This window comes from Aliiroseovarius crassostreae (assembly GCF_049803815.1).
Classification (GTDB): Bacteria; Pseudomonadota; Alphaproteobacteria; order Rhodobacterales; family Rhodobacteraceae; genus Aliiroseovarius; species Aliiroseovarius crassostreae_A.
Genome location: NZ_JBNAGI010000001.1, coordinates 954,025 through 979,979, shown reverse-complemented (window position 1 = coordinate 979,979; position 25,955 = coordinate 954,025). Strand labels below are relative to the sequence as shown.

Below are 25,955 nucleotides of genomic sequence, written 5' to 3'. Positions count from 1 at the left end.
AGGCGCTTGGAAATTTCTGTTACCCCCGATGTGTTCAAGCTGGCGCAAGTATTCACCATTTCGCGTGGATCACGGACCGAGGCGAAGGTGCTGACCGTTCGTGTGCGCGATGGGGCGCATGAGGGCTGGGGCGAATGTGTGCCTTACGCGCGCTATGACGAGACGCTGGAGAGTGTGACGGCCGAGATCATGGGGCTGCCCGGTGACATCACCCGCGAGACGTTATATGACCTGCTGCCCGCGGGGGCCGCGCGAAATGCGGTGGATTGTGCGCTTTGGGATCTGGAGGCGAAGCAAGCTGGCAAGCGGGTTTGGGAGCTGGCCGGACTGCCCGCACCGGGGCCTGAGATCACCGCCTATACGCTGTCGCTGGCAGACCCTGCCGAGATGCTGGCACAGGCGGCGAAGAATGCGCATCGACCGCTACTCAAAATCAAACTGGGCACGCCGGATGATATGCCGCGTCTGGAAGCGGTGCGCGCGGGCGCGGCCAAGTCGCGGATCATCGTGGATGCCAATGAAGGCTGGTCGGCCGAGGTTTACGCCGATCTGGCCCCGCATCTGGTGCGGCTTGGCGTTGGGCTGGTGGAGCAGCCCTTGCCGGCTGGAGAGGACGACGCATTGATTGGCATGGATCGCCCGGTGCCGGTTTGTGCGGATGAGAGCTGTCATGACCGGAGCAGCCTGCCGGGGCTTAGGGGCAAATATGATGTGGTGAACATCAAGCTCGACAAAACCGGCGGGCTGACCGAAGCCTTGCGCCTGAGCGAGGCCGCCCTTGCCGAGGGCTATGAGGTAATGACCGGCTGCATGGTCGGCTCGTCATTGGCGATGGCGCCTGCCGTTTTGGTCGCGCAGGGATCGGTGGTGACCGATCTGGACGGGCCGCTTTTGTTGGCCGAAGACCGGGACGCGCCGCTGTTGTTTGATGAGAAGGGTGTACACCCACCCTCTGCGGACCTTTGGGGCTGACCCGTTGGGAGTGGTTTCAACCGCGCCCGGCGATCTGGGTCAGGAACACACCTGCGCCCATCACCGCGATCCCGCCCGCCCGCGCAAACGTGAGCGGGTGTTGCGCGGCGCCAAACAGCCCCCAATGGTCAATGATCGCCGCGGAGATCAACTGACCGATCAGCACGAAAAACACCGCGTTGCCGACCCCGAAGGTGGGGGCGACCCAAGTGATGGTCAGGACGTAAAACGCCACAAGGCAACCGCCGAGGAACAGATGCGGCGGCGCGCCAATCGCGCCCTTGAGCGAGCCGCCAGAGACCGCAAACACCACCGCCGTGGTGATCAATGCCACCAGAAACAGGATCACCCCCGCCGCCACGGGGGAACCCATTCTTTGCCCCAGCGCCGCGTTCAGCGCCGCCAGTACCGGGATGCCGATCCCGGCCACCAACATGATCAAGGCAGATTGCGTGGCAGGCATAAGGCTTCCCCTTTTCCAATTCATCCGTTAGGCCAGTCCTGACGAAACAAGTAACAACAGCCAAGACAGCAAGCTTTCGCCCCGTCAATCCAAGAAGGACCTGGTGACGCGGCGTTTCGAATGAGGAGACACCCATGACCCGGACCGTTTATGTGAATGGTGACTATCTGCCCGAGACCGAGGCCCATGTTTCGATCTTTGACCGGGGCTTTCTGTTTGCTGACGCGGTCTACGAGGTGACGTCGGTTCTGGGCGGCAAGCTGATTGATTTCGACGGTCACGCGGTGCGCCTGCAACGTTCGCTGGACGAGTTGGGTATTGAAAACCCGATTTCGAAAGAGGACCTGTTGGAGGTGCACCGTAATCTGGTGAAGGAAAACGGCATCGACGAAGGTCTGGTCTACCTGCAAATCTCGCGCGGGGCGGACAGCGACCGGGATTTCGTGTTCCCGGATGCCGAAAAGGTCAAGCCAACCGTGGTTCTGTTCACCCAGAACAAGCCGGGTCTGGCTGAGACGGTGAAACCGGTCAAGGTGATCTCGGTCGACGATATCCGCTGGGGCCGTCGCGACATCAAAACTGTGCAGCTTTTGTACCCGTCGATGGGCAAGATGATGGCCAAGGCGGCTGGTGCCGATGACGCGTGGCTGGTCGAGGATGGTTACGTGACCGAGGGCACGTCGAACAACGCCTATATCGTCAAGGGCGGCAAGATCATCACCCGCGCGCTGTCAAACGACATCCTGCACGGCATCACCCGCGCCGCCGTGCTGCGCTTTGCCCGCGAGGCGCAGATGGAAGTGGAAGAGCGCAGCTTTACCATCGAAGAGGCGCAACAGGCGGATGAGGCGTTCTTCACCTCGGCCTCGGCCTTTGTGATGCCGGTGGTTGAGGTGGACGGCGTGAAGGTGGGCACCGGCGAACCCGGCCCGGTCATGGCCCGCCTGCGCGAGATTTACCTGGATGAGAGCCTGAAAAAGGCGGTGTGATCGGGGCGATTATATGTGAAGAAAACCCCGCGCCAAAAAGGCGCGGGGTTTTTCATTGTCTAAGCTGATGCTTCAAATAGATCTGCTATCAAACGAACTTTCCAAGTGCGACCAAGTTGCGCGCCTATGCCTTCGTTTGATACTCTACCCGAATATACACCCAAAAAAGTGTACCATTCACCGAATACGGTATCTGATGTAATTTCGGTCCCTCCGTTGGGGATGTGAATGCCGCTTGAGCGAACGATAACCGGCGAGCCTGAGAGCCCTTTGTGTCCGAGAGTGTCGACAAGCAGCATTGGCCTACCTTCATGGTTGAAATTTGGGTCCGATGCTATTGACCCGCGCTTCCAAATCGGGGTGACAAATTCGCCAACGAAACCCTCAGGGTAACCAACAATAAAGCAGTCATCTCCCAGCTTCGGTTCATAGCGGTCTTCAAACTCTATATTGTTTAGTGTCTGGATGGTTCGCGAGTGTGGAAGCTCAATTTTGCAAGGGATTGCAACCAAATCAATTGATTGGCCATCTGGATGCTCAATCCAGTTCCGCTTGTAATCTGAATCGAACAAGGGGATAGTTGATGATTGCCCATAGATTGCGCGTTTGGATCGATTAAGGTCAGTAAAACTTTTATAGCTTAGTGAAAGGTGTGACGGCGCAAAGGAGCCGAGATCTTTGCTAGTGTCGTTGTTTTTTCCAGTCACGCAGTGCCAGTTGGTTATTAGGTAAAGTTCCTCGTTGTGCGACCACCAAAATCCGGTTGAGGTTGAAGTGTTGGGGTGGCGTAAACCATCGTCATACTGCCTATATGCCGTAATCCGTACCGATGCCTGATTTATTTGACTTCCCAGATCTAACATCTGTGATGCGCCAAATGCCCCACAATCCCGCCAACCGTCAGATCCGTTAGCCCCTCTGGTGACCCCCGCCCGACCCGCGCGATGATCCGCGGTAGGACCTCGGCAAACAGCTCCTCCAGATCCAGCATCAGATCGTCGATCACATGGTCGGTGGGGCGGAGCGGCAGGGGATGGTTGGGGGACGAGCAAGTGGTTTGGATCTCGTCATAAACCGCCCGGATCACGGTCGGATCCGCGCTGGGCAAAGCGGCGAAGAAGGTCGAAAAATCCTCGCCTTCGCGCGCCCGATACAGCGCCAGCATTTTCTGCCCGCCATTCCAGATTGAAACGCCGACCAAAACCATGCCGCCCAGCATGAACACGCCAAGCGCGGGGTGGTAATAAAACCCGGCCACCGTCAGCGCGGCGGACAGGGCCGCGAGGATCAAAAGCGTGCGGGTCACGCCTTGTCTTTACCCATGTCATCACCCACGTTTTCGGCAAAGGCCACCTTGAACTCCGCCTGCTTTTCAGGGCTGGCATCGGTCTGATAGTTGGCCTTCCATTCGTCCATGGTCATGCCATAGAAAATCTCGCGTGCCTGGGTCTTGTCCATGTCGATGCCGCGCGCGTTCGCGGCTTCCTGATACCAGCGCGACAGGCAGTTGCGGCAGAACCCGGCCAGGTTCATCATGTCGATGTTCTGCACATCGGTGCGCTTTTCCATCAGATGTTCGCGCAGCGCCCGAAAGGCGGCGGCTTCAAGTTCGATGCGGGTCTGGTCGTCCATCTTGGGCTCCATTTACAAAACGTCTTTCACATAGGATGGGCTGAGGTCCGAAACGTCAACCGACAGGCTGCCCACATCCGGCAGAAGCCTGCGCATCACCGTCAGGATCAGCTGCGCAAGCTCGGTCTTCACCGCCTCACTGCGTCCGGGCAACAGCGCCAGATGCGCATGGGCAAAGCTGCCCGGTTCGGTACCAATTCGATGCGCCTCACACCGCAGCGCGCGCACCTTCAAACTCTCCGGATGGGGGATCGCCGCATGTTCCGCCAGCGCGTCAAACACGGCCTCGCAAACGGGCTGCATCACGTCCGGCGTCCCGGCATATTCAATCCTGATATGTGGCATTCCGCGCGCCCTTATTTTCTGGTTACAAATATCCTGGGGTGAGGCCGCACTCGAAGAGGGGGGCCGAGGGGCAACGCCCCTTACAACCCGCTTTCCTCAAGCACGTCACTCAGGATCGGGGCAAGCCGTTCGGCCCACCAAACCTGTTGGGGTTCGGTTTCGATCAGGTCATTGCGGATCTCGATCAGCACGTTTGGAATGCCGAGTTTCAACGCCTGCCGGTCAATGCTGTCCCCATCGAGGTGCCCGCCATAGGGTTCGTTTTCGCCCACACACCATTCCCCTTCGGCCTCCAGCCGCTCCAACAGCGGCGTGGCGACCCGGCTGTCCTTGTCATGCAAAACCGCGATATGCCAGGGGCGGGGTTCGCGACCCACAAGTTGCGGTGTGTAGCTGTGCATCGCCAGCAGCACCGGGGCGTCACGACTGGCCAAAAGCTCTGCCATGGCAGTGTGGTAGGGGCGATGGTACGTGGCCAACCGACGTTCACGCTCGGCCGCATCCGCGTGGCGGTTGGCAGGGATAATCGTCCCGTCATAAAGCTTCATCAAAACGGTCGGGTCATCTTCGCCCCGGTTCGGGTCAATCACCAAACGCGAAAACCGTGACAGAATGGCGGGGCTGTCCAGAAGGCGTGAGAGATGACGGCTGACACCGGCGGCCCCCACATCATAGGCGATGTGACGGTTCATGTCCGCGTCCGGCAGGCCCAGATCACCGTTGTTCACACAGGCGGGCACCCGGTTTGAGGCATGATCGCAGCTGATCAACCAACGCCCCGCCCGCGTTTCCCCAATGATTTCATAAGCGTCGTGCAAAACCGTGTCTTTCATGGCTTGTTTGTCATCCGCCTGTCATCAAAAGCGTTTTGGTTTCAACCTGTCATAGGGGGCAACCGAAACGCTGCAAGAGATATCAATGTTGTGGGCGTTTCGGAAGAAACATGAGCCTCAGTTTGATTCCGAAACGCTTTTGTTCGATCAAAGGCATTTAAGACAGTGTGGGGAAAAGTACCAGTTCTCTGGCGCATTGATTTGACTGTGAGCGCTAACAATTCATTTCACATCGTGGCAAAACTGGCTATAGAACCCCTGACAGATGACGATACGTAAAAAGGAACAGAGCATGCGACGCCAAAGAAATGTAAAAATTGTGGCCACGCTTGGACCTGCTTCCAATGATTACGACACGATCCGCGCCCTGTTCGAGGCGGGGGCAGATGTCTTTCGGATGAACATGTCTCACGGCACCCATGACGAACAGCGCGCGCGCCACGCCATGGTGCGTCAGGTCGAGAAGGATCTGGAGCGCCCCATTGCCATTCTCGCCGACCTTCAGGGGCCGAAACTTCGCTGTGGTGTGTTTGCCGCCGGGGCAACCGAGATCGAAGAAGGACAGACCTTCCGCTTTGATCTGGAGGACACGCCGGGCGAAAGCCACCGGGTGTGCCTGCCACACCCCGAGATTTTCGCGGCGCTCAAACCGGGTTCAACCCTGCTGGTCAATGACGGCAAGCTGCGCTTGCGGGTGGAAGATTGCAGCGCTGACCATGCCAATTGCCTGGTCGAAGTGGGCGGCACGATTTCCGATCGCAAAGGGGTGAACGTGCCCGACGTGGTGCTGCCGCTGGCGGCGCTGTCGCAAAAGGACAAGGCAGATCTGGAATTTGCCTGTCAGCTGGGTGTTGACTGGCTTGCGCTCAGCTTTGTGCAGCGCCCCGAGGATGTGGAAGAGGCGCGTGCGCTGGCCGATGGCCGCGCCGCCGTTTTATCGAAAATTGAGAAACCCGCAGCGGTGAATGCCTTTGCCGAGATCCTCAAAGCCTCCGACGGGATTATGGTGGCGCGTGGTGATCTTGGGGTGGAACTGCCGGTTCACGCCGTGCCGCCGATTCAGAAACGCCTGATCACGGCCTGTCGCCGGGCCGGCAAGCCGGTGATTGTGGCCACCCAGATGCTGGAGAGCATGATCGAAAGCCCGATGCCCACCCGCGCCGAGGTGTCGGACGTTGCCAACGCCATCTATGACGGGACCGACGCGGTGATGCTGTCGGCAGAAAGTGCCGCCGGGGCCTATCCGGTTGAGGCCGTGTCGACCATGAACGCGGTCGCCATCGAGGTGGAGCATGACGACACCTATCGCGATCAGGCCGAGGCACAGCGGGTGGCGTCGCGTAGCGGTGTCAACGACGCGATCGTGGCCGCCGCACGTGAAATTGCGGAAACCACCGACATCAAGGCGATCTGCTGCTTTACCCAATCGGGCACCACGGCCCTGTTGACCGCCCGCGAACGGCCGCGCGTGCCGATCATCGCGCTGACCCCTCTAAAGGGCACCGCGCGCCGCCTGTGCCTGTCTTGGGGCACCAATTGTTTTGTCACCCCCGGCGAAGTGGAACGGTTTAAAGCGGCGGTGGTTTCTGCCGCCCGCGCCGCGCGCTCGGCAGGGTTTGCTTCAGAGCAGGACCAGATTGTGGTCACCGCCGGCGTGCCCTTCAATGTGCCCGGCACCACCAATATCTTGCGCGTCGCCCCCTGCGACGAACGGTTGATTTTCTCGACAGATCAGGAATAATCATCCCATTGATTGACCTAAGGGCAATATAATGACCAATGATGTTTTCCTTGTGATCGGGGTCGTTGTGCTGGTGCTGACGATTCCGTCCATTCTTAGTGCCATCCTGGATGGTCATGCCCCCAGGGCGGCGGCAGTGTCGCTGTTGATTGGCGGGGTTTTGGTGTTCACGGCTGTGACACGCCAGCCCGGTGGTTATACGATCGAGCAGGTGCCCGATGTCTTTCTGCGCGTCATTGGCCGTGTGATCAACTGATCCGGCTGACACGCGCGGTCAGGGCCGTTGAAAAGACCTTCCAAAACCCCTTGCCATAGGTGGGAATCCCTTCTATATGCGGCACTTCATGCGCGCCCGGCTTATGTGGCATGCCGAGTCGCGTCCGAACCGAACCCAAGTAAGGAGACGGAAATGCCCAAGATGAAGACCAAATCGAGCGCCAAGAAGCGCTTTAAGGTGAGCGCAACAGGCAAGGTCATTGCTTCGCAAGCTGGTAAACAGCACGGCATGATCAAGCGGACCAAGAAATTCATCCGCAACGCCCGTGGCACCACCACCCTGTCCGCCCCCGACGCCAAGATCGTCAAGGGCTATATGCCCTACGACCGCTAAGAGGAGTATAGAATATGTCCCGCGTTAAAGGTGGAACCACAACTCACGCCCGTCACAAAAAAGTCGTCAAGGCCGCAAAAGGCTATTACGGTCGCCGCAAAAACACCTTCAAGGTTGCGCGCCAGGCCGTCGACAAGGCGAACCAATACGCAACCCGCGACCGCAAGAACCGCAAGCGCAACTTCCGCGCTCTGTGGATCCAGCGGATCAACGCAGCTGTGCGTTCGCATGACGAAGCCCTGACCTATTCGCGCTTCATCAACGGCCTGAACCTGGCCGGTGTTGAAGTAGACCGCAAAGTGCTGGCCGACCTGGCCGTGCACGAACCGGACGCGTTCGGCGCTATCGTCGAGAAAGCAAAAGCTGCTCTGGCCTAAGCCAAGCACCATGCTTTAAGATCAAAGCCGTAGGGGAAACCCTGCGGCTTTTTTCTTTTTTGACCGAAAAGCACTTGGTGATGTCGATTTGGCCGTTTCTCAAACGTCTGGTACATAGAAAGGCCCTAGACCTTTCCCATTTACTGAAAGGAAACCCAATGCAATACATGCTTTTGATTTATAACGCCGAAGACAATGGCCCCCAGCCCGGAACCGAAGAGTTTGGCCCCTATATGCAGGGCTATGTGGACTTCACCAAAGAGGTTCAGGACGCGGGTAAGATGCTCTCGGGGGATGCGCTGCAGCCCGTGTCGACCGCCTCCACCGTCTCTGTTCGGGGGGGTAAAACCGAGGTGGTCGATGGCCCCTTTGCTGAAACAAAAGAGCAGTTGGGCGGATTTTACATCCTCGATTGCAAAGATCTGGATGAGGCGCTGCACTATGCCGCCAAGATCCCGGATGCAGCCTACGGCCGGGTTGAGGTGCGCCCGGTGATGATCTTCGACTGATCCCTGATGACGCCCCCGGTTGAGGCCCGTATTGATCGTTTGATCCGCGAAGACTGGGGGCGCATCCTTGCCGCGCTGACCGCCCGGCTGGGCGATTATGCACTGGCCGAAGACAGCTTGCAGGACGCCGTGGTCGAGGCGCTCTCCCGCTGGCCGCAATCTCTGCCGCGCCACCCGGATGCCTGGCTGTTGACCGTGGCCCGGCGCAAAGCGTTGGATCGGTTGCGGCGGGTCCAGACCGCCAGCAGCAACGAAGCGGAACTTGCGCTATGGCTGGATCAGACACGATCAGATGAAGGGGCGGATATGGGCGTGATCCCTGATCATCGTCTGGAATTGATTTTCACCTGCTGCCACCCGGCGTTGGAGGAAAAGACCCGCACCGCGCTCACCCTGCGTGCCATCGGCGGGCTGACCACCGCGGAAATTGCGGCGGCCTTCTTGGATAAGCCCGAAACTATGGCCGCCCGCCTGACCCGTGCCAAACAGAAAATCCGACAGGCGGGCATTCCGTTCAAAATCCCCGAGACAGAAGATCTGCCCCACCGCGTCGATGCGGTGCTCCGGGTGATCTATCTTATTTTCAATGAAGGCTTCCGTTCCAATGGCGCGGCCCTTACCCGCGCCGATCTGGTGGGCGAAGCGATCCGGCTGGCGCGCATCCTGATGGGGCTTTTGCCTGACGACGCTGAGGTGAAAGCTCTGCTCGCCCTGATGCTGCTGGGGGACAGCCGCCGACTGACCCGTCTGGATGAAGACGGCGCCTATGTCCCGCTGGAGGTGCAAAACCGCGCCCGCTGGGACAAGACCCGCATTCGCGAAGGCATCGCGCTGGTGAAACAGGCGCTGGGCACGGGGTCACCCGGCCCCTATGCGCTTCAGGCCACGATCAGCGCGGTCCATGCCGAGGCCCCTGATTTTGCCGCCACCGACTGGGCGCAGATCGTGGCGCTTTATGACCTGTTGCTGGCCCGGCACGCCAACCCGGTAGTCTATATCAACAAGGCGGTGGCGCTGTCGTACCTCAAAGGCCCCGCCGCCGCACTGGCCCTCTTGGACGGGTTGCCCACCCATGCGGGGCTCGCCCGCTATCAACCGTTTCACGCCTGCCGGGCGGACCTGCTGGCGCGTCTGGATCGCGCAGAAGAGGCCGCTTGTCACTACCGCCAAGCCATCACGCTCGCGACCTCTGATGCGGAAAAGACCTTCCTGACCCGGCGAATGGCGGCTTTGCCCCTGTGATCCCCCAACCATACTTGCGTTTTCGCGCCCCAATGGGTAGCACGGCAGGGTGCAAACCGGGGCGATCCCGGGGGTGATCCGGCGCGACGGCGTTGGCAGAAAACCAAGGGACGAAGATGGACGATCTGAGGCAGAAATACATCGATGCCGTGGCCGGGGCCGCGGATGAGGCCGCACTTGAGGATATCCGCGTGCAGGCCGTGGGCAAGAAGGGCGAAGTGGCCCTGAAAATGCGCGAACTGGGCAAGATGACGCCCGAAGAACGCCAGATCATGGGCCCGAAGCTGAACGCGCTGAAGGACGAGATCAACTCGGCCATTTCCGCCAAGAAATCTGCGCTGGCCGACGCGGCGCTGGATGAACGTCTGCGCACCGAATGGCTGGACGTGACCCTGCCGGGTCGCCCGCAGCGCCAAGGCAGCATTCACCCGATCAGCCAAGTCACCGAAGAGATCTCCGCGATCTTTGGCGACATGGGCTTTTCGGTGGCCGAAGGGCCGCAGATCGAAAGCGATTGGTATAATTTCGACGCCCTGAATATCCCGCCGCACCATCCCGCGCGGCAGGAGTTTGACACGTTCTACATGCACCGCGATGAGGGCGATGATCGCCCGCCGCACGTGCTGCGCACCCATACCTCGCCGGTACAGATCCGCGCGATGGAGAAGACTGGCGCGCCCATTCGGGTGATTGCGCCGGGCCGTGTCTACCGCTCGGATTACGACCAGACCCACACGCCGATGTTCCATCAGGTCGAAGGGCTGGCGATTGACCGCGACATTTCCATGGCAAACCTGAAATGGACGCTGGAGGAGTTCTGCCGCGCGTTTTTCGAAATCGACGGCATCGAACTGCGCTTCCGCGCCTCGCATTTCCCGTTCACCGAACCCTCGGCCGAGGTCGACATTCGCTGTTCCTGGGAAGGTGGCACGCTGAAGCTCGGCGAGGGTGACGATTGGATGGAAATTCTGGGCAGCGGCATGGTGCATCCAAAAGTGCTGTCTGCGGCGGGCGTGAACCCTGACGACTGGCAGGGCTTTGCCTTTGGCCTCGGCATCGACCGTCTGGCCATGCTGAAATACGGCATCCCCGACCTGCGCGCCTTCTTCGATTCAGACCTGCGCTGGCTGCGCCACTATGGCTTTAGCTCGCTGGACGTGCCGACCATGCGCGGGGGGTTGAGTAGGTGAAGAACCTATACCCAGACGCCAGTCATTTGCGCGTTAAAAGGCTATGGGATTCACTGCGGGGTATCGCCAGTGTCGACGAGCAAACGTATGTCCTCACTCAGAATCGCCTTGAGCGTTCTTCAAAGCGGGATGAACGTCCGGTTTTGGCGATTTCGTGGAGCATCCTGAGTCGAATTGAGACAAAGTCAGCGGCCTACTTGCAACATATCTCGATGATGATTGCCGCGATTGGATTGCTTCTGGCGGGTTTTGCTGAATCCAACTTTGAGAAGGCCATACTTGTCATCGAGCTCATTGGTTACTTGGTCTTGGCACTAGGTTGTATCCGGTGTCTTTACCACATTCCGGGTCTGGAGATGACGGGCTACCAGCCACATAAAGCGACGGAAGAGTTCTGGAATGACCGAGAGGAAATGATCTACATTTCTGAGGTGGCTTTCCGCGAATACACGCTTGATTTCTGTACTCAATGGCTCTGGCGACTAACTATTGTATTTGCGATTACGGTGTTCGCCCATATTGCAATCGGATCAACGGGAGTAACCCAATGAAGTTTACTATCTCCTGGCTGAAAGACCACCTCGACACCACTGCTAATGCCAAAGTGCGTCGTAACACCGGGAGCCTTTCCTAATGCCGATCTGGATGAATGTCATTGTGGTTCTGGCGATGGGTCTGCTTGTCCTCTGGGGCATGCGCGGGCTGGCGCGGTCGATTGATCAGTCGATGGAGAACGCGGACAGCGATGACACATCCACATCGTCGGACACGGCGGACAAAGGGGACAAGACATGAGCGATGAGATGGAAGACCTGCAGGTCACCTATCCCGGTGCGGGCACGTTCAAGTTTGGCGACAGCGCCGAATTGTCCAAACGCCTGATCGACCTTGTCCGCGCGGGCAAGAAACGCGCCACCTGCGGCGCGCTGGCCGATTTCAAAGACGAACCCGAAGCGATGCCCGTGGTGGGCCGCACCGATATTGCCGCCAATTGGGATGGCACCCCCGCTCTGGTGATCAAAACCACCAAGGTCGAGGAAATCCGTTTCTGCGACGTGACCGAAGAGATGGCGCTGGCGGAAGGCGAAGATGACGACCTGGCCGGGTGGCGCAAAGGGCACGAAGCCTATTTCGCCCGCAATGGCGGGTTTGACCCGAACATGATGCTCGTGTTTGAGCATTTCGAACTGATTGAGGATTTGGCCGACCGCTAAGCCGGGGCCATGAAGGAACGCCGTCAGGGCAGACGACTGAGGATACGAACATGAAATTCACACTCTCCTGGTTGAAAGACCACCTCGACACCGAAGCCTCGGTCGCAGAGATTGCCGAGGCCTGCACCGATCTGGGGCTGGAGGTCGAAGAGATCACCAACCCGATGGATCGTCTGGGGGCGTTCACGCTGGCCAAGGTGACGCACGCAGAAAAACACCCGGATGCCGATCGTCTGCGGGTCTGTACGGTTCAGACCAATGAGGGCGAAAAGCAGATCGTCTGCGGCGCGCCGAATGCGCGCGAGGGCATCACCGTGGTGCTGGCCAAGCCCGGCGACTATGTGCCCGGCATCGACGTGACGCTCTCGGTGGGCAAAATCCGCGGTGTTGAAAGCCACGGCATGATGGCGTCCGAGCGCGAGCTGGAGCTGTCGGACGAGCATGACGGGATCATCGAACTGCCTTCGGGTGAAGTGGGCGAACGGTTTGTCGACTGGCTCGCCGCCAATGACCCGACCAAGGTCGACCCGGTGATCGAGATTGCGATCACCCCGAACCGCCCCGATGCGCTGGGCGTGCGCGGCATTGCGCGGGATCTGGCGGCGCGGGGGCTTGGTACGCTGAAGCCCCTGAAAGAGCATAAAGTCGAGGGCAATGGCCCCAGCCCGATCAACGTGACCATTGATGAGGACACGCGTGACGAGGCGCTTGTCTTCATGGGCCGCCTGATCAAAGGCGTGAAAAACGGCCCTTCTCCCGCATGGTTGCAGGCGCGACTAAAAGCGGTTGGGCTGCGCCCGATTTCGGCGCTGGTCGATATCACCAACTTCTTCACCTATGACATGAACCGCCCGCTGCACGTGTTCGACGCCGACAAGGTCAAAGGTGACCTGCGCGTGCATCGCGCGGCAGGGGGAGAGACCCTGATGGGGCTGGATGAGAAGGAATACACCTTCCCCGAGGGCGCCGTTGTGATTTCGGATGCCGAGGGTGTGGAAAGCATCGGTGGCATTATGGGTGGCCTGCCCACCGGATGCACGGAAGAGACCACCAATGTCTTTCTTGAGGCCGCTGTCTGGGACGCGATCCAGATCGCGAAAACCGGCCGTGCGCTGAAAATCAACTCCGACGCGCGCTATCGCAATGAACGTGGCATTGACCCGGCCTATAACGCGCAGGCGATTGAAGCCGCGACCCAGATGATCCTTGATCTCTGCGGGGGCGAGGCATCGGAGGTTGTGACCGCAGGCGAAGTGCCGGATGTGGCGCGCGCCTACAAGCTTGACACCGACCGGGTGCAGTCGCTGGTGGGGATGGACATTCCTGCCGATGAGCAACGCGCGACCCTGACCGCTCTGGGCTTCACGCTGGAGGGTGACATGGCCCATGTGCCGAGCTGGCGTCCTGATGTGCTGGGTGAGGCCGATCTGGTCGAAGAAGTGGCCCGTGTCGCGTCCCTGACGAAGCTGGTGGGCAAGCCGCTGCCGCGGACCCATGTGGGTGTGCCCAAGGCAATCCTGACGCCGATGCAAAAGCGCGAAGGCATTGCGCGGCGCACCGTGGCGGCCTTGGGTTACAACGAATGTGTGACTTACAGCTTCATTGATCAGGCAAGTGCCGCGCGGTTCGGCACCGGTGGCGATGATGTTGCCCTCGCGAACCCGATTTCCAGCGAGATGAGCCATATGCGCCCCTCGCTGCTGCCGGGTCTCTTGCAGGCCGCTGCCCGCAATCAGGCGCGGGGTTTCATGGATCTGGCGCTTTTTGAAGTTGGCCCCGTGTTCCACGGAGGCGAGCCGGATGAATATGAGCAGATGGTCACCGGGATCCTCGTGGGCCACACCGGCCCGCGCGACCGGTTTGGTGCGCGCCGCCCGGTGGATACCTATGATGCGAAAGCGGATGTCGAGGCGGTGCTGAACGCCATCGGTGCCCCCGCCAAGCTGACCTTCGTGCGCGACATGAACGCGTGGTGGCACCCGGGTCGTTCGGCCAAGCTGGGTCTGGGGCCGAAAAACATCCTTGGCGCGTTCGGCGAATTGCACCCGAAAACCATCGATGAGATGGGCGTGAAAGGCCCGGTTGTGGCCTTTGCCGTGCATCTGGCAAAGGTGCCGTTCCCGAAAGCCAAAGGCACGGGCCGTGCGGCGCTGGGCGCGTCGGATCTGCAACCGGTCGAACGGGATTTCGCCTTTGTGGTGGACGCCGATGTGGAAGCCATCAATCTGGTGAACGCCGCCGCAGGGGCCGACAAGGCCTTGATCACCGATGTGAACGTCTTTGACGAATTCATCGGCGGGTCGCTGGGCGAAGGTAAGAAATCGCTCGCCATCACCGTGCGTCTGCAACCCAAAGACGCCACGCTGACCGACAAGGATATTGAGGCGGTGAGCCAGAAGATTGTCCAGAAGGTGGAGAAGGCCACCGGCGGCACCTTGCGCGGCTGATCGCGCCAACCGCCCATAAAAACCTGTCCCGGCGGCAGCGCCGGGCAGCGCCCGAACCGCCCCCACGGGACGGGCGCTTTTCGCCCACCCTTCGGTTCGGGCGATGCCCTTGGGGACCAATTTGGGGATGAGGAGGCACCATGACACTTTCCGTTTATCTTTCCGGCGAAATCCACACCGATTGGCGCGACCAGATCACTGTCGCCTGTGACGGGCTGGATGTGCGCTTTTCCGCCCCGGTCACCGACCATGATGCATCGGACGATTGCGGCGTGGCGATCCTGGGCGAGGAACCCAATAAATATTGGCATGACCACAAGGGCGCGATGATCAACGCGATCCGCACCCGTAAGGGCATTGAAGAGGCCGACGTGGTGGTGGTGCGCTTTGGTGAAAAGTACCGCCAGTGGAACGCGGCTTTTGATGCGGGCTATGCGGCCGCCAAGGGCAAATCGCTGATCATTCTGCAACAGCCCGATCATGACCACGCCTTGAAAGAGGTCGACGCCGCCGCCCTTGCCGTCGCGCGCGACCCCGGGCAGGTGGCGGAAATCCTGCGCTACGTTCTGACAGGTGCTCTGCCCGGCTGAGGGGAGTGCTCGTCGCCATTTCCCCTGTTCTCAAACGGCGCTTCGTCGCATTAGTGTAGAAACACAAGCCGGGGGAACCTGGGCGCGAATTAAGGAAAGGGGCAGTCATGCTGCAAGAATTCAAGGATTTCATTGCCAAGGGCAATGTGATGGATATGGCCGTCGGGATCATCATTGGCGCGGCCTTCACCGCGATCGTGAAATCCATGGTGGGCGATCTGATCAACCCGTTTATCGGCCTGTTCATGGGCGGGGTGGACTTCACCAACATGTATGCGGTTCTGTCGGGCAGCGTGCCCGAAGGGGCCTCGTTGGAGGCAGCGCGCGAAGCGGGCGCCGCCGTCTTTGCCTATGGTGCCTTCATCATGGCCGTGATCAATTTCCTGATCATCGCTTTTGTGGTCTTCATGCTGGTGCGCTACGTGAACAAGGTCAAAGAGGCCGCCGAGAAAGAAGAAGAGGCGGCGGAAGAGGCGCCCGCCGGTCCGACCGAGTTGGAGCTGTTGGCCGAGATCCGCGATGCGTTGAAAAAGACCTAAGCCCAATGCCAGCCATGTTTGGCGTGGCAAGCATCTTTTGGGGCGGCCAGCGGGCCGTCCCTTTTTCGTGACAAACCCGCTCCGCCGATGGAGCATCAATGAGAGAAGAAGACATGACGGATATACTGACGGGCGTGTGGGGGCCCTTGATCCTGAACGCTGTACAGGCGTTGATCGTTCTGGTGGTGGGCTGGATTGTGGCCGGCAGGTTGGGGGCGTTGGCCCGAAACCGGGTGAACCGGACCGAAGGCATTGATCCGACCCTTGGCAATTTCGTTGCCAGCTTGGTCAAATGGGCGGTGCTGGCGATGGTGCTGGTGGCGGTGTTGGGCATTTTCGGCATCGAAGCCACCAGCATCGTGGCGGTCCTGGGTGCTGCGTCCCTGGCGATTGGTCTGGCCCTGCAAGGCACCCTGTCGGATCTGGCGGCGGGCGTGATGCTGGTGATCTTTCGCCCCTACAAGCTGGGGGATTTCGTCGACATCAGTGGCACGTCAGGCACGGTCAAAGACCTGAACCTTTTTGTGACCGAGCTGGTGACACCCGACAACGTGCAGATCATCGTGCCGAACGGTCAATCCTGGGGGGCCATCATCACCAATTATTCGGCCCATGACACCCGACGCGTCGACATGGTGTTTGGCATCGACTATGGCGACAATGCCAATGAGGCGATGGCGATCATTCTGGATGTGGTCAAGGCCGACGCCCGCGTCATGAGTGACCCGGAACCCTGGGTGCGCGTGACGAATCTTGGCGACAGTTCGGTGGATCTGACCACCCGCATCTGGGTGGCGGCGGCGGATTACTGGGATGTGAAATTCCAGCTGACCCAGGCGGTGAAAGAGGCGTTTGACGCCAAGGGGATCTCAATCCCTTACCCGCATTCGGTTGAGATCCAGAAGAAAGCCTGAGCGGTGAAAAAATCCGCTACAGGGGGCCGGAAATGCCACATTTCCATTTGACACCGCCCCTTCGCCGGAATACTTACCGCCCACGATATGAGATGGCGTGGTAGCTCAGCTGGTTAGAGCACAGCACTCATAATGCTGGGGTCGGCGGTTCAAGTCCGCCCCACGCTACCATATCAGATAAACGACCCCGCCTCTGGCGGGGTTTTTTGTTGGGGGATTGTTACTTTACGTGATAGGTCAGCGCGGCTTTTATGAACAGCTGCAACGGGCCGCTGGGCAAATCCTGTCCTTCGGCAAAAAGAATGCCACGATTGCCGTCAAAGGTCAGACCGTCCGGAAACAGGCTGCGAAAATCACCGATCAATGTGGTCTGGCAATGCACATAGAGCCCGAACCCACCCGATTTAGGGGCGCCGATCCGCAATGTCGTGCCCGTGCCGCTTTCAGCCGTCACATAAGCGGGCTGTCCCCATTTCAGGCATTCTTCCAGCGGGCCGACACCTGAAGTGATTTCTGCGGTTTCAAAGATCAATTGACGCAGCCTCAGCGCCTTGTCGCGCGCGCCACCTGCAAAGGCGTCATAGGCATTGGCAATGTCTTGATTGGCAAAAGCGGGTGTGGGTGTCATTCGCCCACCCTGCGCAGAGTTCGCGGGACTGTCAAACAGCGGGGCAGGATTTTCTGACAAGGGCTGACAAAAAAAGCCCCGCGCGCTGGCGGGGCTTTTGGGTTTTCATCTGCGGAAGAGATTAGATTTCCAACGCTTCTTCCGGGGTAATGCAATCCAGACCCAGAGCTTCGCCTACGGCGGCATAGGTCAGTTTTCCGGCATGGACGTTCAGACCGTTCAAGAGGTGCTTGTCGGCCTTGCAGGCCTCTTTCCAGCCCTTGTCAGCCAGCGACAGCATGAAGGGCAGGGTTGCGTTGCCCAAGGCGATGGTCGAGGTGCGGGCCACGGCGCCCGGCATGTTCGCCACGCAATAATGCATCACACCATCCACTTCGTAGATCGGCTCGGCATGGGTGGTTGCCTTCGAGGTTTCAAAGCAGCCGCCCTGGTCGATGGCCACGTCCACCAGAACCGCACCCGGTTTCATGGTCGACAGCTGTTCGCGCGAGATCAGTTTCGGCGCAGCGGCCCCCGGGATCAGAACAGCCCCGATCACCATGTCCGCGGTCTGGATCAGTTCGGCAGTGGCTGCAGCGGTGGAATACTGGTTCTTGAAGGTGCCGCCATAGACGTCATCAAGGTAACGCAGGCGCGGCAACGAGCGGTCCAGCACGGTCACATCCGCGCCCATGCCAGCAGCGATCTTGGCAGCATGGGTGCCCACGACACCGCCACCGATCACAACAACCTTGGCGGGGCCAACACCGGGCACGCCGCCCATCAGCACACCGCGACCACCATTGGCCTTTTGCAGGGTCCAGGACCCAACCTGCGGGGCCAGACGCCCGGCCACTTCCGACATCGGGGCCAGCAGCGGCAGGCCGCCGCGATCATCGGTCACGGTTTCATAGGCGATGCAAGTCGCGCCCGATGCAATCAGGTCGTGGGTTTGGTCGGGGTCCGGGGCCAGGTGCAGATAGGTAAAGAGCAGCTGACCTTCGCGCAGCATCTTGCGTTCAATCGCCTGGGGTTCCTTCACCTTCACGATCATGTCGGCCTTGGCAAACACCTCTTCGGCGGTTGCCAGCACGGTGGCACCAACGGCCTGGTAATCTTCATCCGTGAAGCCCGCGCCCATACCGGCGTTGGTCTCTACGATTACCGAGTGGCCACGACCAATGGCTTCGCCAGCGGCGGCCGGGGTCAGGCCCACACGGAATTCCTGGGGTTTGATCTCTTTCGGGCATCCGATCAGCATGGGTGTCTCCTCTTCCCTGTGCCGGTGTTTTTAAACTGCCCTTATTTTGTGCAGAAAGGGCGTGCAATTGTTTTGTAAGTTGTCCCATGTTTGCTATGTTAAGTTCGAAGGAAATCCTGCGATTTAAACAAATCAAGCAAGAAATGTGTGGGAAGATGGAACTCGACAGTATAGATCGTCGCATTTTGGGGGTGTTGCAGAAGGCGGGGAGAATCTCGAACGCCGACTTGTCCGAACGGGTGAATCTTTCACCCTCCGCCTGCCACCGCCGGGTGCAGCGATTGGAAAGCGATGGCTATATCCGAGATTACGTCGCGCTTCTGGATGCGCGCAAGATGTCATGTCCAACCACCGTATTTGTCGAGATTACCCTGTCGGGTCAGGCGGACGAAGTGCTGGATGCGTTTGAACGTGAAGTTGCCCTGATCCCGGATGTGTTGGAATGCCACCTTATGGCGGGCAAGTCGGATTACCTATTGAAGGTGGTCGCGGAAAATACCGAAGATTTCGCCCGTATTCACCGCCAATATCTGGCGCGTCTGCCCGGGGTGCAGGGGATGCAGTCGAGCTTTGCGCTCAGGACGGTCTTTAAAACCACAGCCCTGCCGGTCTGATATGCAGCGGCGGGTCTGCCGCGCCGGTCTTCCCTGACGGTCAACAGGCTTGGCGGTGGCCTCGCTGCGCTCGGAGATTTTCATGCCTCCGGCGGGGATATTTCAGACCAGGAAAGGAGAAGGTGTGCCCTGCATCTTCTAAACCGTAACGCAGTAAGAGATATCAATGACACGGGCGTTTCGGAATAAACATGTGTCTCACGTTTATCCCGAAACGCTTTAATCGAAAACATCCCGGGGTGAGCTGAAGGCGAGGGGCAGCGCCCCTTTTTAGGCTCACGAAGTGAGCCACCAGAAGCGCCGAGTTTATACGAGGCTTCCGCCGGTCCTTATGCCACACGCGCCTTCAGCGGTGTTTCCTTCACCGGCAGATGCACAATCGCTGAAAACGCCCCAACCGCCACGCCGATCCACCAGACAAAGGTGTAATCGCCATAGGCGTCGTACATCCGTCCACCGAGCCAGACGCCAAGGAAGCTGCCCAACTGGTGCGAAAAGAAGATGATGCCGTAAAGTGTGCCCATGTAGCGCAGCCCATAGATATGCGCGACGAGTCCAGAGGTGAGCGGGACGGTCGCGAGCCACAAGGACCCCATGGCAATCGAGAACACAATCACCGACGTCGGCGTGATCGGCATGAGGATGAACAGCGCGGCGACAATTGTGCGCCCCGCATAGATCGCCGCCAGCAGGTATTTCTTGGAATAGGTCTTGCCCAGATACCCTGCCAGCAGGGTCCCCGCGATGTTCGCCAATCCGATCAGCGAAATCGAGATCGCTCCGAGCGCCGAGGTTGTGGAGACGCCAATCGAGGCGAGCGTGCCGGAGGGGTCAATCGCCCCGCACATCTCGGTCACGAAGGCCGGGAAGTGAGCGGTGATGAAGGCCAACTGATAGCCGCAGGAAAAGAAACCAAGGAAGATGAGCGTATAGCTCGGGTCGCGAAAGGCCTTGACCAGGATCTGGCCCAATGTGTCTTCCAGCTCGCTGCGGCTGGCAACCTCTTCGGTTTTCATCAGGGGCAGAAGCGCGAGTGTGGCGATGATCGCGGCGGCAAAGACCACAAATACGTTTTGCCAGGTCATGAAGCCCAGAAGATACTCGGCCAGTGGCGCGCCAAACACTTGTCCAGCCGATCCCGCCGCTGTGGCAATCGCCAGCGACATGGACCGGTTTTCGTCAGAGGACGCGCGCCCCACCACCGCAAGGATCACCCCGAAACCCGTCCCCGCGATCCCAAAGCCCACGGCGATTTCCAGAAGTTGGTGGGCGGCTGGGGTGACCGCGTAAGACGATGCCACCAGGCCGACAGCATAGGTCAGCGCGCCCAGAATGATCGCTTTGCGATCCCCGATTTTTTCTGCAATTGCGCCAAAGATCGGCTGGCCGATGCCCCAGGCCAGGTTTTGAATGGCGATCGCCAGGGAAAACTCGGCCCGTGGCCAGTTGAACTCTTGCGCAATCGGAATTTGGAATACGCCGAAACTGGCCCGGATCGCAAAACTGATCAGGATGATAAGGCAGCCGACCACAAGGACCGGGGTGATGAGGGGCGCGCGCGTTTTTGTCATTGAACCACCATGACAATATCGGCCCCTCGGTCAATTCTTCGTTTCTGATGTGTCAGTTCACCTTTTCTTATCTGTCATCCCGTTTTATGGATTTGGCATGAGCAGTCTTTCGGAAATTTATGCAGAACTGGCCCGCAAGGGCGAAATCACCCCGGACCCGGCACAGGAACTGGTCCTGCCCGCCCTTCAGGATGTACGTGAGCATCTCGAAGCAGCGCCTGCGCGCAAACGCGGTATTCTTGGCGGGTTGTTTCACAAACCGGTTGAGGTGCCGCAGGGGCTCTACCTGTGGGGCGGTGTGGGGCGCGGCAAATCCTGGTTGATGGACCTGTTTGTCGAGCATCTGGATATTTCCGGGAAACGCCGGGTGCATTTCCACGCCTTCATGCAAGAGGTGCATGAGGGGCTGAATGCGGCGCGCAAGTCAGGTGTTGACGACCCGCTTGGCCCGGTGGCGGATAAGATCGCGGCGGATGTGCGGCTTTTTGCGTTTGACGAGATGCAGATCACCGACATCACCGATGCGATGATCGTGGGGCGGCTGTTTGAAAAGCTGTTCGAGGCTGGTGTGGTTGTGGTGACCACCTCAAACCGCCACCCGGATGACCTTTATAAAGACGGGCTGAACCGCCAGTTGTTCTTGCCGTTCATTCAGCTGATCAAGGACCAGATGGTGGTGCACGAACTGGTCAGCCCGAACGACTATCGCCAGGATCGCCTCTCTGGTGGGCAGGTCTATTTTGCCCCCGCCGATGGGGCGGCGCGTGCGGAAATGAACGCGATCTGGCGGGATCTGACCGGGGGGGCAACCGAACCGCTTACCCTGACCATCAAAGGGCGCGAGGTGGTTATACCCGCCTATCGCAATGGGGCAGGTCGGGCGGGTTTCCATGATCTTTGTGGGGCCATGTTGGGGCCAGGGGATTACCTGGCCATCGCGGACGCGCTGAAGGTTCTGGTGCTTGATGACATCCCCCGCCTGTCGCGGTCAAACTTCAATGAGGCCAAGCGCTTTGTCACCCTGATCGATGCGCTGTACGAAGCCAAGGTGCGCCTGATCGCCTCTGCCGCTGCCCAGCCCGAAATGCTCTATGTCGAAGGCGAAGGCTCGTTTGAATTTGAACGCACCGCCAGTCGGTTGCGCGAAATGCAGGACAAGGATTGGGGGCGCGAAGCGTCCTGCGCCTGATCAAGAATAAGGAGAGGTCCGGATGATCCTGCGCGATTTGCCCCGCCCCTGGCAGTTGTTCCTGGTCATGCGTGGCTCGGTCGTGCCGCGCATCGCCCCGAAAATCCTGATTACCCTGGTGTGGGCGGTGGCGATCTTGCTGGTGGACCACTCCCTGACGCCATTGCCGCGCTTGTCGATCCCGGCAATGGGGGTGTTTGGCCTTGCGCTTTCGCTGTTTCTTGGGTTTCGCAACAACGCAGCTTATGACCGATGGTGGGAAGGGCGGCGGATCTGGGGCGGGATGGTGTCCGGCCTGCGCAGTTTCGCGCAAGAGCTGGAAGTGTTTGGCGCAAGCGAGGCGGATCGTCAGTTCATCCTGACGCATATCCTGGCCTTTCATCACCTTCATCGCCGGCAATTGCGCGGGGATGCTGTTGAAGAGGATGTACGCAAATGGGTGGGGGACGCGGCGGATGCATTGTTGACCGCGGATGGGCCCGATGTTGCCCTGCGCGCCGTATCCGGTCGGTTGGCCGAAATGCGCGCCGACGGGCGCATTGACGGCTTTGGCGCGCGGCATTTGGCAGACCGCCTTGCAGGGTTTGCCGCGGCCCAGGCGGGCAATGAACGGCTTTTGACCACACCGCTGCCGTTTGTCTATTCGTTGCTGGTGCAGCGCACGGCCTATCTTTACTGCCTGCTTTTGCCCTTTGGGCTGCTCGACAGCGCCGGGTGGTTTGAACCAGTGATCTGCGCCGTTGTGGCCTATGTGTTTTTTGGTCTCTCCGAGGTGTCGCACGAACTGGAACGCCCGTTCGCGGATGCCCCCAACGCCTTGCCGCTGTCGGCCCTGTGCCGGGTGATGGAGCGGTCGGTCTGTCACGCGCTGGGCTGGCCCGCACCGCCACCGGCAAAGCAGGTGGACGGGGTGCTGTCCTAAAGCGTTTCGACTTAGTGTTGAGACACAATAATGAGACGAAAAAAATGGGGCCGCACGATGGCGGCCCCGGTCGGTGTTCTGTCTGCCCGATAGAGTCCGACCCTGTATTCGATTGTCTTCCTTACACGCCGGTTGTCAGCGCCGGAATGGTCAGGCGCTGGCCCGCGCGGATCTGGTCCGGGCTGGGCAAAAGGCGGCGATTGGCTTCGTAGATCCGGCTGTATTGCGCCGCATCCCCATAGAATTTGTGCGCAATTGCCCCAAGGCTATCTCCGCGCTGGACGGTGTAAAACCGATACTGAACCGTCTGACCCGCCTGCTGAACCACACGCACTTCAACCCCTTTGCCGCCGGCAATCACGTCATCACTTGGGGCTTGTGCGGTTTCACCAGTGGCCGCGCGTGCCAATTGGGTGATCAATGTGTCCTTGTCCACCTCACCTTCCGATGTGCGCAGCGCCTTGGGAACCGCGATCAGCCCCCGATCAATTGCCTCGCTGAGAAGCGCGCGGATCTGATCGTCAGAGGCTTGCGCCACACCGGTGCCGGGGGCCGTTTGCGGTGTCGGCGCAATGCCAAGACCCGCCAAGACCGAAGAGGTCATGGCCCGCAGCTCGTCAGTGCCCGCATTGGTGGCCGGGGCCGGATCTGACGGCAGTTCGGCACCCAACCCGGCCAGGACCGAGTTGGTCAGATCAAGCAGGTCATTGCCCGCCGGTTTTGTGGCCACCTGCGGGGCCGGGGCGCTGACCGTGGCCGAGACAGGGGCAACTTCGGTGATCGGGTCCGCCATCTCCTGCGGCGCAGGCTGCGGCGCGGTGGGCAGGGCAGTTTCAACGTCCGGCGTGCCGGGTTGCAACAGGATCAGGGCCGCAACTGCAACCGAAAATCCGCCAGCAATGATCGAGTACTTATACATGTCGGTCCTTATTGAGTGCTGGCAGTTGTGGTCAGGCCCAGGGTTTTCCAAACCTGCATGCCGCCGCGGTAATACCTGATTTTCTGGGCCGGATAGCCTGCTTCGATCAACCCGCGAATGGCGCGTGGGCTTTGGTCGCACCACGGGCCGTTGCAAAACATCAAAAGTTCGGTTGCCCCGGCAAAATCCCAGCTTTCACCGGCTTTCACGCCACCGAGGGCGCGCAGGATCTCATCACGGTAAGGGTTCTTGGCCTCAAGCGTTTCCGAGGGCACGTTCAGCGCGCCGGGAATAGACCCTTTGGCAAACCATTCCGGGGTGCGCGTGTCCAATAACAGGCCCTTGCCGCTGGCCACGTCCGTTTCGAGGAAAGAAATCACTTCGAGTTCGCCCACGGTCGACACGCCAGCAGCGGCCTCCATCGGGGTGATGCAAAAAGGCGGGCAGGCGCGGGCGGTTTTGGTGAATTCGGGATCCAGACGAGAGGCGGGGTCCTGGTCACGTTCGATGGTGATCTCTTGTCCCTTGATTGCGAGGCTGGCTTTTACCATGTCCTGCGTAATCTGGACTTGCTGCGCCATGCCAGGCGCACCTGTGATCACAAGCGCCGCGAAGGCCCCCACCATCAACCGAACCATGAGACCCCCCAGTCTTCTGTACTGCTCGACAGGCCTGTTCGCTCAAGCGCACTTATTGCCCGTAGAATATCCCATATATAGAATTTAACAGGGTAATCCGTCAATATTGTGGGGTGACATCAATATCTGCTCCGTCGAATGGCGAAAAACTGAGTCGTTTCAGTGGGATGAGTCGCAAAGCTCATTTCCCTTTGAAACAAAACAGAAAATTTTTTTGTGATCACGATGGCGAAAAAAGCGCAAATCAAGGTGATTTGCACTTTGCACGGGCAAATCACCCGTTTTGCTTCAGAATGTCCCCAGCAAGATAGAGCGACCCGCAAATCAGGATGCGGCAGGTCGGATTTTGCGCAACAAGGGCAGTCAACGCGGCCTCTGCGCTGTCGGCGGTCTGCGCAACCAGACCCACCGCCTTGGCCTCCGCCGCCGTCGTTTCCGCAGGCAACGTGTTGACCTCGTTTGGGATCGATATTGCGGTCAGGCTGTCTGCGACGGTCGCCAACGGGCGCAGATACCCGGCAATGTCCTTGGTGTTGAGCATGCCACAGATCAGGTGGGTCGGGTGCTTGGGCAGGTCGCCCAGCACTTTGGCAAGGGTTTCGCCCGCGGCCGGGTTGTGTCCGCCATCCAGCCAAAGCTCCGCCTGACCCGCGGCCTCGACCAGCGGCCCGGTTTTCAGGCGCTGCATCCGCGCGGGCCAAGTGACGTCGCGCATGGCGGCCTCGCACGCGGCTTCGTCAAACCCCAGAACGCGCAGGGCGGCGATGGCGGCGCCTGCGTTTTCGATCTGGTGCGGGCCGATCAGGGCGGGCAGGGGCAGATCCAACAGCCCGTTTTCGTCCTGGAAGATCAGCCGCCCGCGTTCTTCCCACATATGCCAATGCTGACCATGCACGAAAAGCGGGCAACCCAGTTTAGCGGCGCGCGCCTCGATCACCTCTAGCGCCTCGTCCGGCTGCGGGCCAACCACGCAGGGCACGCCGCGTTTCAGGATGCCCGCTTTTTCGCCGGCAATTTCGGTGAGCGTTTCACCCAAAAACTGCGTGTGGTCGATCGAGATCGGGGTGAGGATGGTCAGGGCGGGTTTCTCCACCACGTTGGTGGCATCAAGCCGCCCGCCCAGCCCTGTTTCCAGGAGGGTGTAATCGGCGGGGGTTTCGGCGAACGCCATTAGGCCAGCCACGGTGGTGATTTCAAAATAGGTGATGTTTTCGCCGCCGTTTTGGGCATAGCAGCGATCCAGCACCTCGGTCAGCGCGTCTTCCGTGATCAGCTCGCCCGCCAGACGAATGCGTTCATGAAAGCGCGCCAGGTGCGGTGAAGTATAGGCATGTACCTTTTTGCCTGCCCCTTCCAGACCTGCACGCAGCATGGCCTGGGTTGACCCTTTGCCATTGGTGCCCGCCAGGTGGATGACCGGTGGCAACTTGTCTTGCGGATTGCCCACTTGGTCCAGCAACCGCCAGACCCGGTCCAGCGTCAGGTCGATGATCTTCGGGTGCAGCGCCATCATGCGATCAAGGATAACGTCAGATGATTGTGCGGCGGATTGGGCTGCGGGCTTGGCATCGGTCATGACAGGTCTCGTTCAAACAGGCGGTTTTCTCCCCCTACCCGATTTCATGCG

The 25,955-nt window shown here is 59.7% G+C and carries 31 protein-coding genes and 1 tRNA gene; 20 read left to right on the top strand and 12 right to left on the bottom strand.

Annotated elements, in window-relative coordinates:
• The first annotated feature begins 6 nt into the window (after positions 1 to 6).
• On the top strand, positions 7 to 972 hold the full coding sequence (gene dgcA / locus ACP15V_RS04890; protein ID WP_424942546.1) for an N-acetyl-D-Glu racemase DgcA: 966 nt from the start codon (positions 7 to 9) through the stop codon (positions 970 to 972).
• A gap of 16 nt (positions 973 to 988) precedes the next feature.
• On the opposite strand, the gene ACP15V_RS04885 is transcribed toward dgcA, so the two are convergent.
• Entirely contained in the window at positions 989 to 1,435 is a 447-nt protein-coding gene (locus ACP15V_RS04885) for a DMT family transporter (RefSeq protein ID WP_424942545.1), read from the bottom strand.
• Positions 1,436 to 1,569: 134 nt separating this feature from the next.
• On the opposite strand from ACP15V_RS04885, the gene ACP15V_RS04880 reads away from it, so the two are divergent.
• The gene (locus tag ACP15V_RS04880; protein ID WP_424942544.1) at positions 1,570 to 2,424 is read left to right on the top strand and encodes a D-amino-acid transaminase; all 855 of its coding nucleotides are present in this window, start codon (positions 1,570 to 1,572) and stop codon (positions 2,422 to 2,424) included.
• A 59-nt stretch (positions 2,425 to 2,483) separates the two neighbouring features.
• Here ACP15V_RS04880 and ACP15V_RS04875 read toward each other — a convergent pair whose 3' ends face one another.
• The 5 genes from ACP15V_RS04875 to ACP15V_RS04855 all read right to left on the bottom strand — a co-directional run bounded on the left by ACP15V_RS04875 (position 2,484) and on the right by ACP15V_RS04855 (position 5,234).
• On the bottom strand, positions 2,484 to 3,287 hold the full coding sequence (locus ACP15V_RS04875) for a trypsin-like peptidase domain-containing protein (RefSeq protein WP_424942543.1): 804 nt from the start codon (positions 3,285 to 3,287) through the stop codon (positions 2,484 to 2,486).
• A complete protein-coding gene (locus tag ACP15V_RS04870) occupies positions 3,281 to 3,730 on the bottom strand; it encodes a hypothetical protein (protein ID WP_424942542.1) in 450 nt (149 codons plus the stop codon). The genes ACP15V_RS04875 and ACP15V_RS04870 overlap by 7 nt, the downstream gene beginning before the upstream one ends.
• The gene (locus tag ACP15V_RS04865) at positions 3,727 to 4,056 is read right to left on the bottom strand and encodes a DUF1244 domain-containing protein (protein WP_424942541.1); all 330 of its coding nucleotides are present in this window, start codon (positions 4,054 to 4,056) and stop codon (positions 3,727 to 3,729) included. Before ACP15V_RS04865 ends, ACP15V_RS04870 begins: the two co-directional genes overlap by 4 nt.
• 12 nt (positions 4,057 to 4,068) lie before the next feature.
• A complete protein-coding gene (locus ACP15V_RS04860) occupies positions 4,069 to 4,401 on the bottom strand; it encodes a 5-carboxymethyl-2-hydroxymuconate Delta-isomerase (protein ID WP_424942540.1) in 333 nt (110 codons plus the stop codon).
• 80 nt (positions 4,402 to 4,481) lie between these two features.
• On the bottom strand, positions 4,482 to 5,234 hold the full coding sequence (locus tag ACP15V_RS04855) for an N-formylglutamate amidohydrolase (RefSeq protein ID WP_424942539.1): 753 nt from the start codon (positions 5,232 to 5,234) through the stop codon (positions 4,482 to 4,484).
• A gap of 292 nt (positions 5,235 to 5,526) precedes the next feature.
• On the opposite strand from ACP15V_RS04855, the gene pyk reads away from it, so the two are divergent.
• The 15 genes from pyk to ACP15V_RS04780 all read left to right on the top strand — a co-directional run bounded on the left by pyk (position 5,527) and on the right by ACP15V_RS04780 (position 16,778).
• Positions 5,527 to 6,975, top strand: a complete 1,449-nt coding sequence (pyk, locus tag ACP15V_RS04850; RefSeq protein WP_424942538.1) for a pyruvate kinase — start codon at positions 5,527 to 5,529, stop codon at positions 6,973 to 6,975.
• Between the two features lie 31 nt (positions 6,976 to 7,006).
• Complete coding sequence (locus tag ACP15V_RS04845) at positions 7,007 to 7,231, top strand: hypothetical protein (protein WP_424942537.1); 225 nt, start codon at positions 7,007 to 7,009, stop codon at positions 7,229 to 7,231.
• A gap of 153 nt (positions 7,232 to 7,384) precedes the next feature.
• Positions 7,385 to 7,585, top strand: coding sequence for a 50S ribosomal protein L35 (gene rpmI, locus ACP15V_RS04840; RefSeq protein WP_424942536.1), 201 nt, complete (start codon positions 7,385 to 7,387; stop codon positions 7,583 to 7,585).
• Positions 7,586 to 7,599: 14 nt separating this feature from the next.
• The gene (gene rplT, locus ACP15V_RS04835; RefSeq protein ID WP_191287591.1) at positions 7,600 to 7,962 is read left to right on the top strand and encodes a 50S ribosomal protein L20; all 363 of its coding nucleotides are present in this window, start codon (positions 7,600 to 7,602) and stop codon (positions 7,960 to 7,962) included.
• Between the two features lie 158 nt (positions 7,963 to 8,120).
• Complete coding sequence (locus ACP15V_RS04830) at positions 8,121 to 8,471, top strand: YciI family protein (protein WP_424942535.1); 351 nt, start codon at positions 8,121 to 8,123, stop codon at positions 8,469 to 8,471.
• A 6-nt stretch (positions 8,472 to 8,477) separates the two neighbouring features.
• Entirely contained in the window at positions 8,478 to 9,713 is a 1,236-nt protein-coding gene (locus ACP15V_RS04825; RefSeq protein ID WP_424942534.1) for an RNA polymerase sigma factor, read from the top strand.
• Positions 9,714 to 9,829: 116 nt separating this feature from the next.
• On the top strand, positions 9,830 to 10,903 hold the full coding sequence (gene pheS / locus ACP15V_RS04820) for a phenylalanine--tRNA ligase subunit alpha (RefSeq protein WP_424942533.1): 1,074 nt from the start codon (positions 9,830 to 9,832) through the stop codon (positions 10,901 to 10,903).
• Positions 10,900 to 11,454: a hypothetical protein gene (locus ACP15V_RS04815; RefSeq protein ID WP_424942532.1), complete on the top strand. Its 555-nt coding sequence runs from the start codon at positions 10,900 to 10,902 to the stop codon at positions 11,452 to 11,454. The genes pheS and ACP15V_RS04815 overlap by 4 nt, the downstream gene beginning before the upstream one ends.
• Positions 11,455 to 11,536: 82 nt before the next feature.
• Positions 11,537 to 11,698: a hypothetical protein gene (locus tag ACP15V_RS04810; RefSeq protein WP_424942531.1), complete on the top strand. Its 162-nt coding sequence runs from the start codon at positions 11,537 to 11,539 to the stop codon at positions 11,696 to 11,698.
• Entirely contained in the window at positions 11,695 to 12,117 is a 423-nt protein-coding gene (locus ACP15V_RS04805; RefSeq protein ID WP_424942530.1) for an ASCH domain-containing protein, read from the top strand. The genes ACP15V_RS04810 and ACP15V_RS04805 overlap by 4 nt, the downstream gene beginning before the upstream one ends.
• Positions 12,118 to 12,167: 50 nt before the next feature.
• On the top strand, positions 12,168 to 14,564 hold the full coding sequence (pheT, locus tag ACP15V_RS04800) for a phenylalanine--tRNA ligase subunit beta (RefSeq protein WP_424942529.1): 2,397 nt from the start codon (positions 12,168 to 12,170) through the stop codon (positions 14,562 to 14,564).
• Positions 14,565 to 14,704: 140 nt separating this feature from the next.
• Positions 14,705 to 15,154: a YtoQ family protein gene (locus ACP15V_RS04795; RefSeq protein WP_424942528.1), complete on the top strand. Its 450-nt coding sequence runs from the start codon at positions 14,705 to 14,707 to the stop codon at positions 15,152 to 15,154.
• 107 nt (positions 15,155 to 15,261) lie between these two features.
• On the top strand, positions 15,262 to 15,693 hold the full coding sequence (gene mscL, locus ACP15V_RS04790) for a large conductance mechanosensitive channel protein MscL (RefSeq protein ID WP_424942527.1): 432 nt from the start codon (positions 15,262 to 15,264) through the stop codon (positions 15,691 to 15,693).
• A gap of 113 nt (positions 15,694 to 15,806) precedes the next feature.
• The gene (locus tag ACP15V_RS04785; protein WP_424942526.1) at positions 15,807 to 16,607 is read left to right on the top strand and encodes a mechanosensitive ion channel family protein; all 801 of its coding nucleotides are present in this window, start codon (positions 15,807 to 15,809) and stop codon (positions 16,605 to 16,607) included.
• Positions 16,608 to 16,701: 94 nt separating this feature from the next.
• Positions 16,702 to 16,778 (top strand) — tRNA-Met (locus ACP15V_RS04780).
• A 49-nt stretch (positions 16,779 to 16,827) separates the two neighbouring features.
• Here ACP15V_RS04780 and ACP15V_RS04775 read toward each other — a convergent pair.
• Together ACP15V_RS04775 and ald are read right to left on the bottom strand one after the other, a co-directional pair.
• A complete protein-coding gene (locus ACP15V_RS04775) occupies positions 16,828 to 17,235 on the bottom strand; it encodes a DUF1801 domain-containing protein (RefSeq protein WP_424942525.1) in 408 nt (135 codons plus the stop codon).
• A 121-nt stretch (positions 17,236 to 17,356) separates the two neighbouring features.
• Positions 17,357 to 18,475, bottom strand: coding sequence for an alanine dehydrogenase (ald, locus tag ACP15V_RS04770; RefSeq protein ID WP_424942524.1), 1,119 nt, complete (start codon positions 18,473 to 18,475; stop codon positions 17,357 to 17,359).
• Positions 18,476 to 18,630: 155 nt separating this feature from the next.
• Here ald and ACP15V_RS04765 point away from each other — a divergent pair, with 155 nt between their 5' ends.
• Positions 18,631 to 19,089 (top strand): Lrp/AsnC family transcriptional regulator, encoded by a 459-nt coding sequence (locus ACP15V_RS04765; RefSeq protein WP_424942523.1) that lies wholly within the window; start codon positions 18,631 to 18,633, stop codon positions 19,087 to 19,089.
• 329 nt (positions 19,090 to 19,418) lie between these two features.
• Here the strand turns inward: ACP15V_RS04765 and ACP15V_RS04760 are convergent, their stop codons facing one another.
• On the bottom strand, positions 19,419 to 20,660 hold the full coding sequence (locus ACP15V_RS04760) for an MFS transporter (RefSeq protein WP_424942522.1): 1,242 nt from the start codon (positions 20,658 to 20,660) through the stop codon (positions 19,419 to 19,421).
• Between the two features lie 97 nt (positions 20,661 to 20,757).
• On the opposite strand from ACP15V_RS04760, the gene zapE reads away from it, so the two are divergent.
• Positions 20,758 to 21,849 (top strand): cell division protein ZapE, encoded by a 1,092-nt coding sequence (zapE, locus tag ACP15V_RS04755; RefSeq protein ID WP_424942521.1) that lies wholly within the window; start codon positions 20,758 to 20,760, stop codon positions 21,847 to 21,849.
• Positions 21,850 to 21,871: 22 nt separating this feature from the next.
• A complete protein-coding gene (locus ACP15V_RS04750) occupies positions 21,872 to 22,771 on the top strand; it encodes a bestrophin family protein (protein ID WP_424942520.1) in 900 nt (299 codons plus the stop codon).
• A 121-nt stretch (positions 22,772 to 22,892) separates the two neighbouring features.
• Here ACP15V_RS04750 and ACP15V_RS04745 read toward each other — a convergent pair whose 3' ends face one another.
• The 3 genes from ACP15V_RS04745 to ACP15V_RS04735 form a co-directional block, all read right to left on the bottom strand.
• Positions 22,893 to 23,690 carry a LysM peptidoglycan-binding domain-containing protein gene (locus ACP15V_RS04745; RefSeq protein WP_424942519.1) on the bottom strand — a complete coding sequence of 266 codons (798 nt, stop codon included), beginning with the start codon at positions 23,688 to 23,690 and terminating at the stop codon, positions 22,893 to 22,895.
• An 8-nt stretch (positions 23,691 to 23,698) separates the two neighbouring features.
• Positions 23,699 to 24,328, bottom strand: a complete 630-nt coding sequence (locus tag ACP15V_RS04740) for a rhodanese-like domain-containing protein (RefSeq protein ID WP_424942518.1) — start codon at positions 24,326 to 24,328, stop codon at positions 23,699 to 23,701.
• A gap of 274 nt (positions 24,329 to 24,602) precedes the next feature.
• A complete protein-coding gene (locus tag ACP15V_RS04735; protein ID WP_424942517.1) occupies positions 24,603 to 25,904 on the bottom strand; it encodes a bifunctional folylpolyglutamate synthase/dihydrofolate synthase in 1,302 nt (433 codons plus the stop codon).
• Between the last annotated feature and the right edge of the window lie 51 nt (positions 25,905 to 25,955).

Bases quoted from the DNA above. Each gene is read 5' to 3' on its own strand.
- ACP15V_RS04885 (WP_424942545.1), bottom strand. From the start codon at position 1,435: ATGCCTGCCACGCAATCTGCCTTGATCATGTTGGTGGCCGGGATCGGC.
- ACP15V_RS04880 (WP_424942544.1), top strand. From the start codon at position 1,570: ATGACCCGGACCGTTTATGTGAATGGTGACTATCTGCCCGAGACCGAG.
- ACP15V_RS04875 (WP_424942543.1), bottom strand. From the start codon at position 3,287: ATGTTAGATCTGGGAAGTCAAATAAATCAGGCATCGGTACGGATTACG.
- ACP15V_RS04865 (WP_424942541.1), bottom strand. From the start codon at position 4,056: ATGGACGACCAGACCCGCATCGAACTTGAAGCCGCCGCCTTTCGGGCG.
- ACP15V_RS04860 (WP_424942540.1), bottom strand. From the start codon at position 4,401: ATGCCACATATCAGGATTGAATATGCCGGGACGCCGGACGTGATGCAG.
- ACP15V_RS04855 (WP_424942539.1), bottom strand. From the start codon at position 5,234: ATGAAAGACACGGTTTTGCACGACGCTTATGAAATCATTGGGGAAACG.
- pyk (WP_424942538.1), top strand. From the start codon at position 5,527: ATGCGACGCCAAAGAAATGTAAAAATTGTGGCCACGCTTGGACCTGCT.
- ACP15V_RS04845 (WP_424942537.1), top strand. From the start codon at position 7,007: ATGACCAATGATGTTTTCCTTGTGATCGGGGTCGTTGTGCTGGTGCTG.
- rpmI (WP_424942536.1), top strand. From the start codon at position 7,385: ATGCCCAAGATGAAGACCAAATCGAGCGCCAAGAAGCGCTTTAAGGTG.
- rplT (WP_191287591.1), top strand. From the start codon at position 7,600: ATGTCCCGCGTTAAAGGTGGAACCACAACTCACGCCCGTCACAAAAAA.
- ACP15V_RS04830 (WP_424942535.1), top strand. From the start codon at position 8,121: ATGCAATACATGCTTTTGATTTATAACGCCGAAGACAATGGCCCCCAG.
- ACP15V_RS04825 (WP_424942534.1), top strand. From the start codon at position 8,478: ATGACGCCCCCGGTTGAGGCCCGTATTGATCGTTTGATCCGCGAAGAC.
- pheS (WP_424942533.1), top strand. From the start codon at position 9,830: ATGGACGATCTGAGGCAGAAATACATCGATGCCGTGGCCGGGGCCGCG.
- ACP15V_RS04810 (WP_424942531.1), top strand. From the start codon at position 11,537: ATGCCGATCTGGATGAATGTCATTGTGGTTCTGGCGATGGGTCTGCTT.
- ACP15V_RS04805 (WP_424942530.1), top strand. From the start codon at position 11,695: ATGAGCGATGAGATGGAAGACCTGCAGGTCACCTATCCCGGTGCGGGC.
- pheT (WP_424942529.1), top strand. From the start codon at position 12,168: ATGAAATTCACACTCTCCTGGTTGAAAGACCACCTCGACACCGAAGCC.
- ACP15V_RS04795 (WP_424942528.1), top strand. From the start codon at position 14,705: ATGACACTTTCCGTTTATCTTTCCGGCGAAATCCACACCGATTGGCGC.
- mscL (WP_424942527.1), top strand. From the start codon at position 15,262: ATGCTGCAAGAATTCAAGGATTTCATTGCCAAGGGCAATGTGATGGAT.
- ACP15V_RS04785 (WP_424942526.1), top strand. From the start codon at position 15,807: ATGACGGATATACTGACGGGCGTGTGGGGGCCCTTGATCCTGAACGCT.
- ACP15V_RS04775 (WP_424942525.1), bottom strand. From the start codon at position 17,235: ATGACACCCACACCCGCTTTTGCCAATCAAGACATTGCCAATGCCTAT.
- ald (WP_424942524.1), bottom strand. From the start codon at position 18,475: ATGCTGATCGGATGCCCGAAAGAGATCAAACCCCAGGAATTCCGTGTG.
- ACP15V_RS04765 (WP_424942523.1), top strand. From the start codon at position 18,631: ATGGAACTCGACAGTATAGATCGTCGCATTTTGGGGGTGTTGCAGAAG.
- ACP15V_RS04760 (WP_424942522.1), bottom strand. From the start codon at position 20,660: ATGACAAAAACGCGCGCGCCCCTCATCACCCCGGTCCTTGTGGTCGGC.
- zapE (WP_424942521.1), top strand. From the start codon at position 20,758: ATGAGCAGTCTTTCGGAAATTTATGCAGAACTGGCCCGCAAGGGCGAA.
- ACP15V_RS04750 (WP_424942520.1), top strand. From the start codon at position 21,872: ATGATCCTGCGCGATTTGCCCCGCCCCTGGCAGTTGTTCCTGGTCATG.
- ACP15V_RS04745 (WP_424942519.1), bottom strand. From the start codon at position 23,690: ATGTATAAGTACTCGATCATTGCTGGCGGATTTTCGGTTGCAGTTGCG.
- ACP15V_RS04740 (WP_424942518.1), bottom strand. From the start codon at position 24,328: ATGGTTCGGTTGATGGTGGGGGCCTTCGCGGCGCTTGTGATCACAGGT.
- ACP15V_RS04735 (WP_424942517.1), bottom strand. From the start codon at position 25,904: ATGACCGATGCCAAGCCCGCAGCCCAATCCGCCGCACAATCATCTGAC.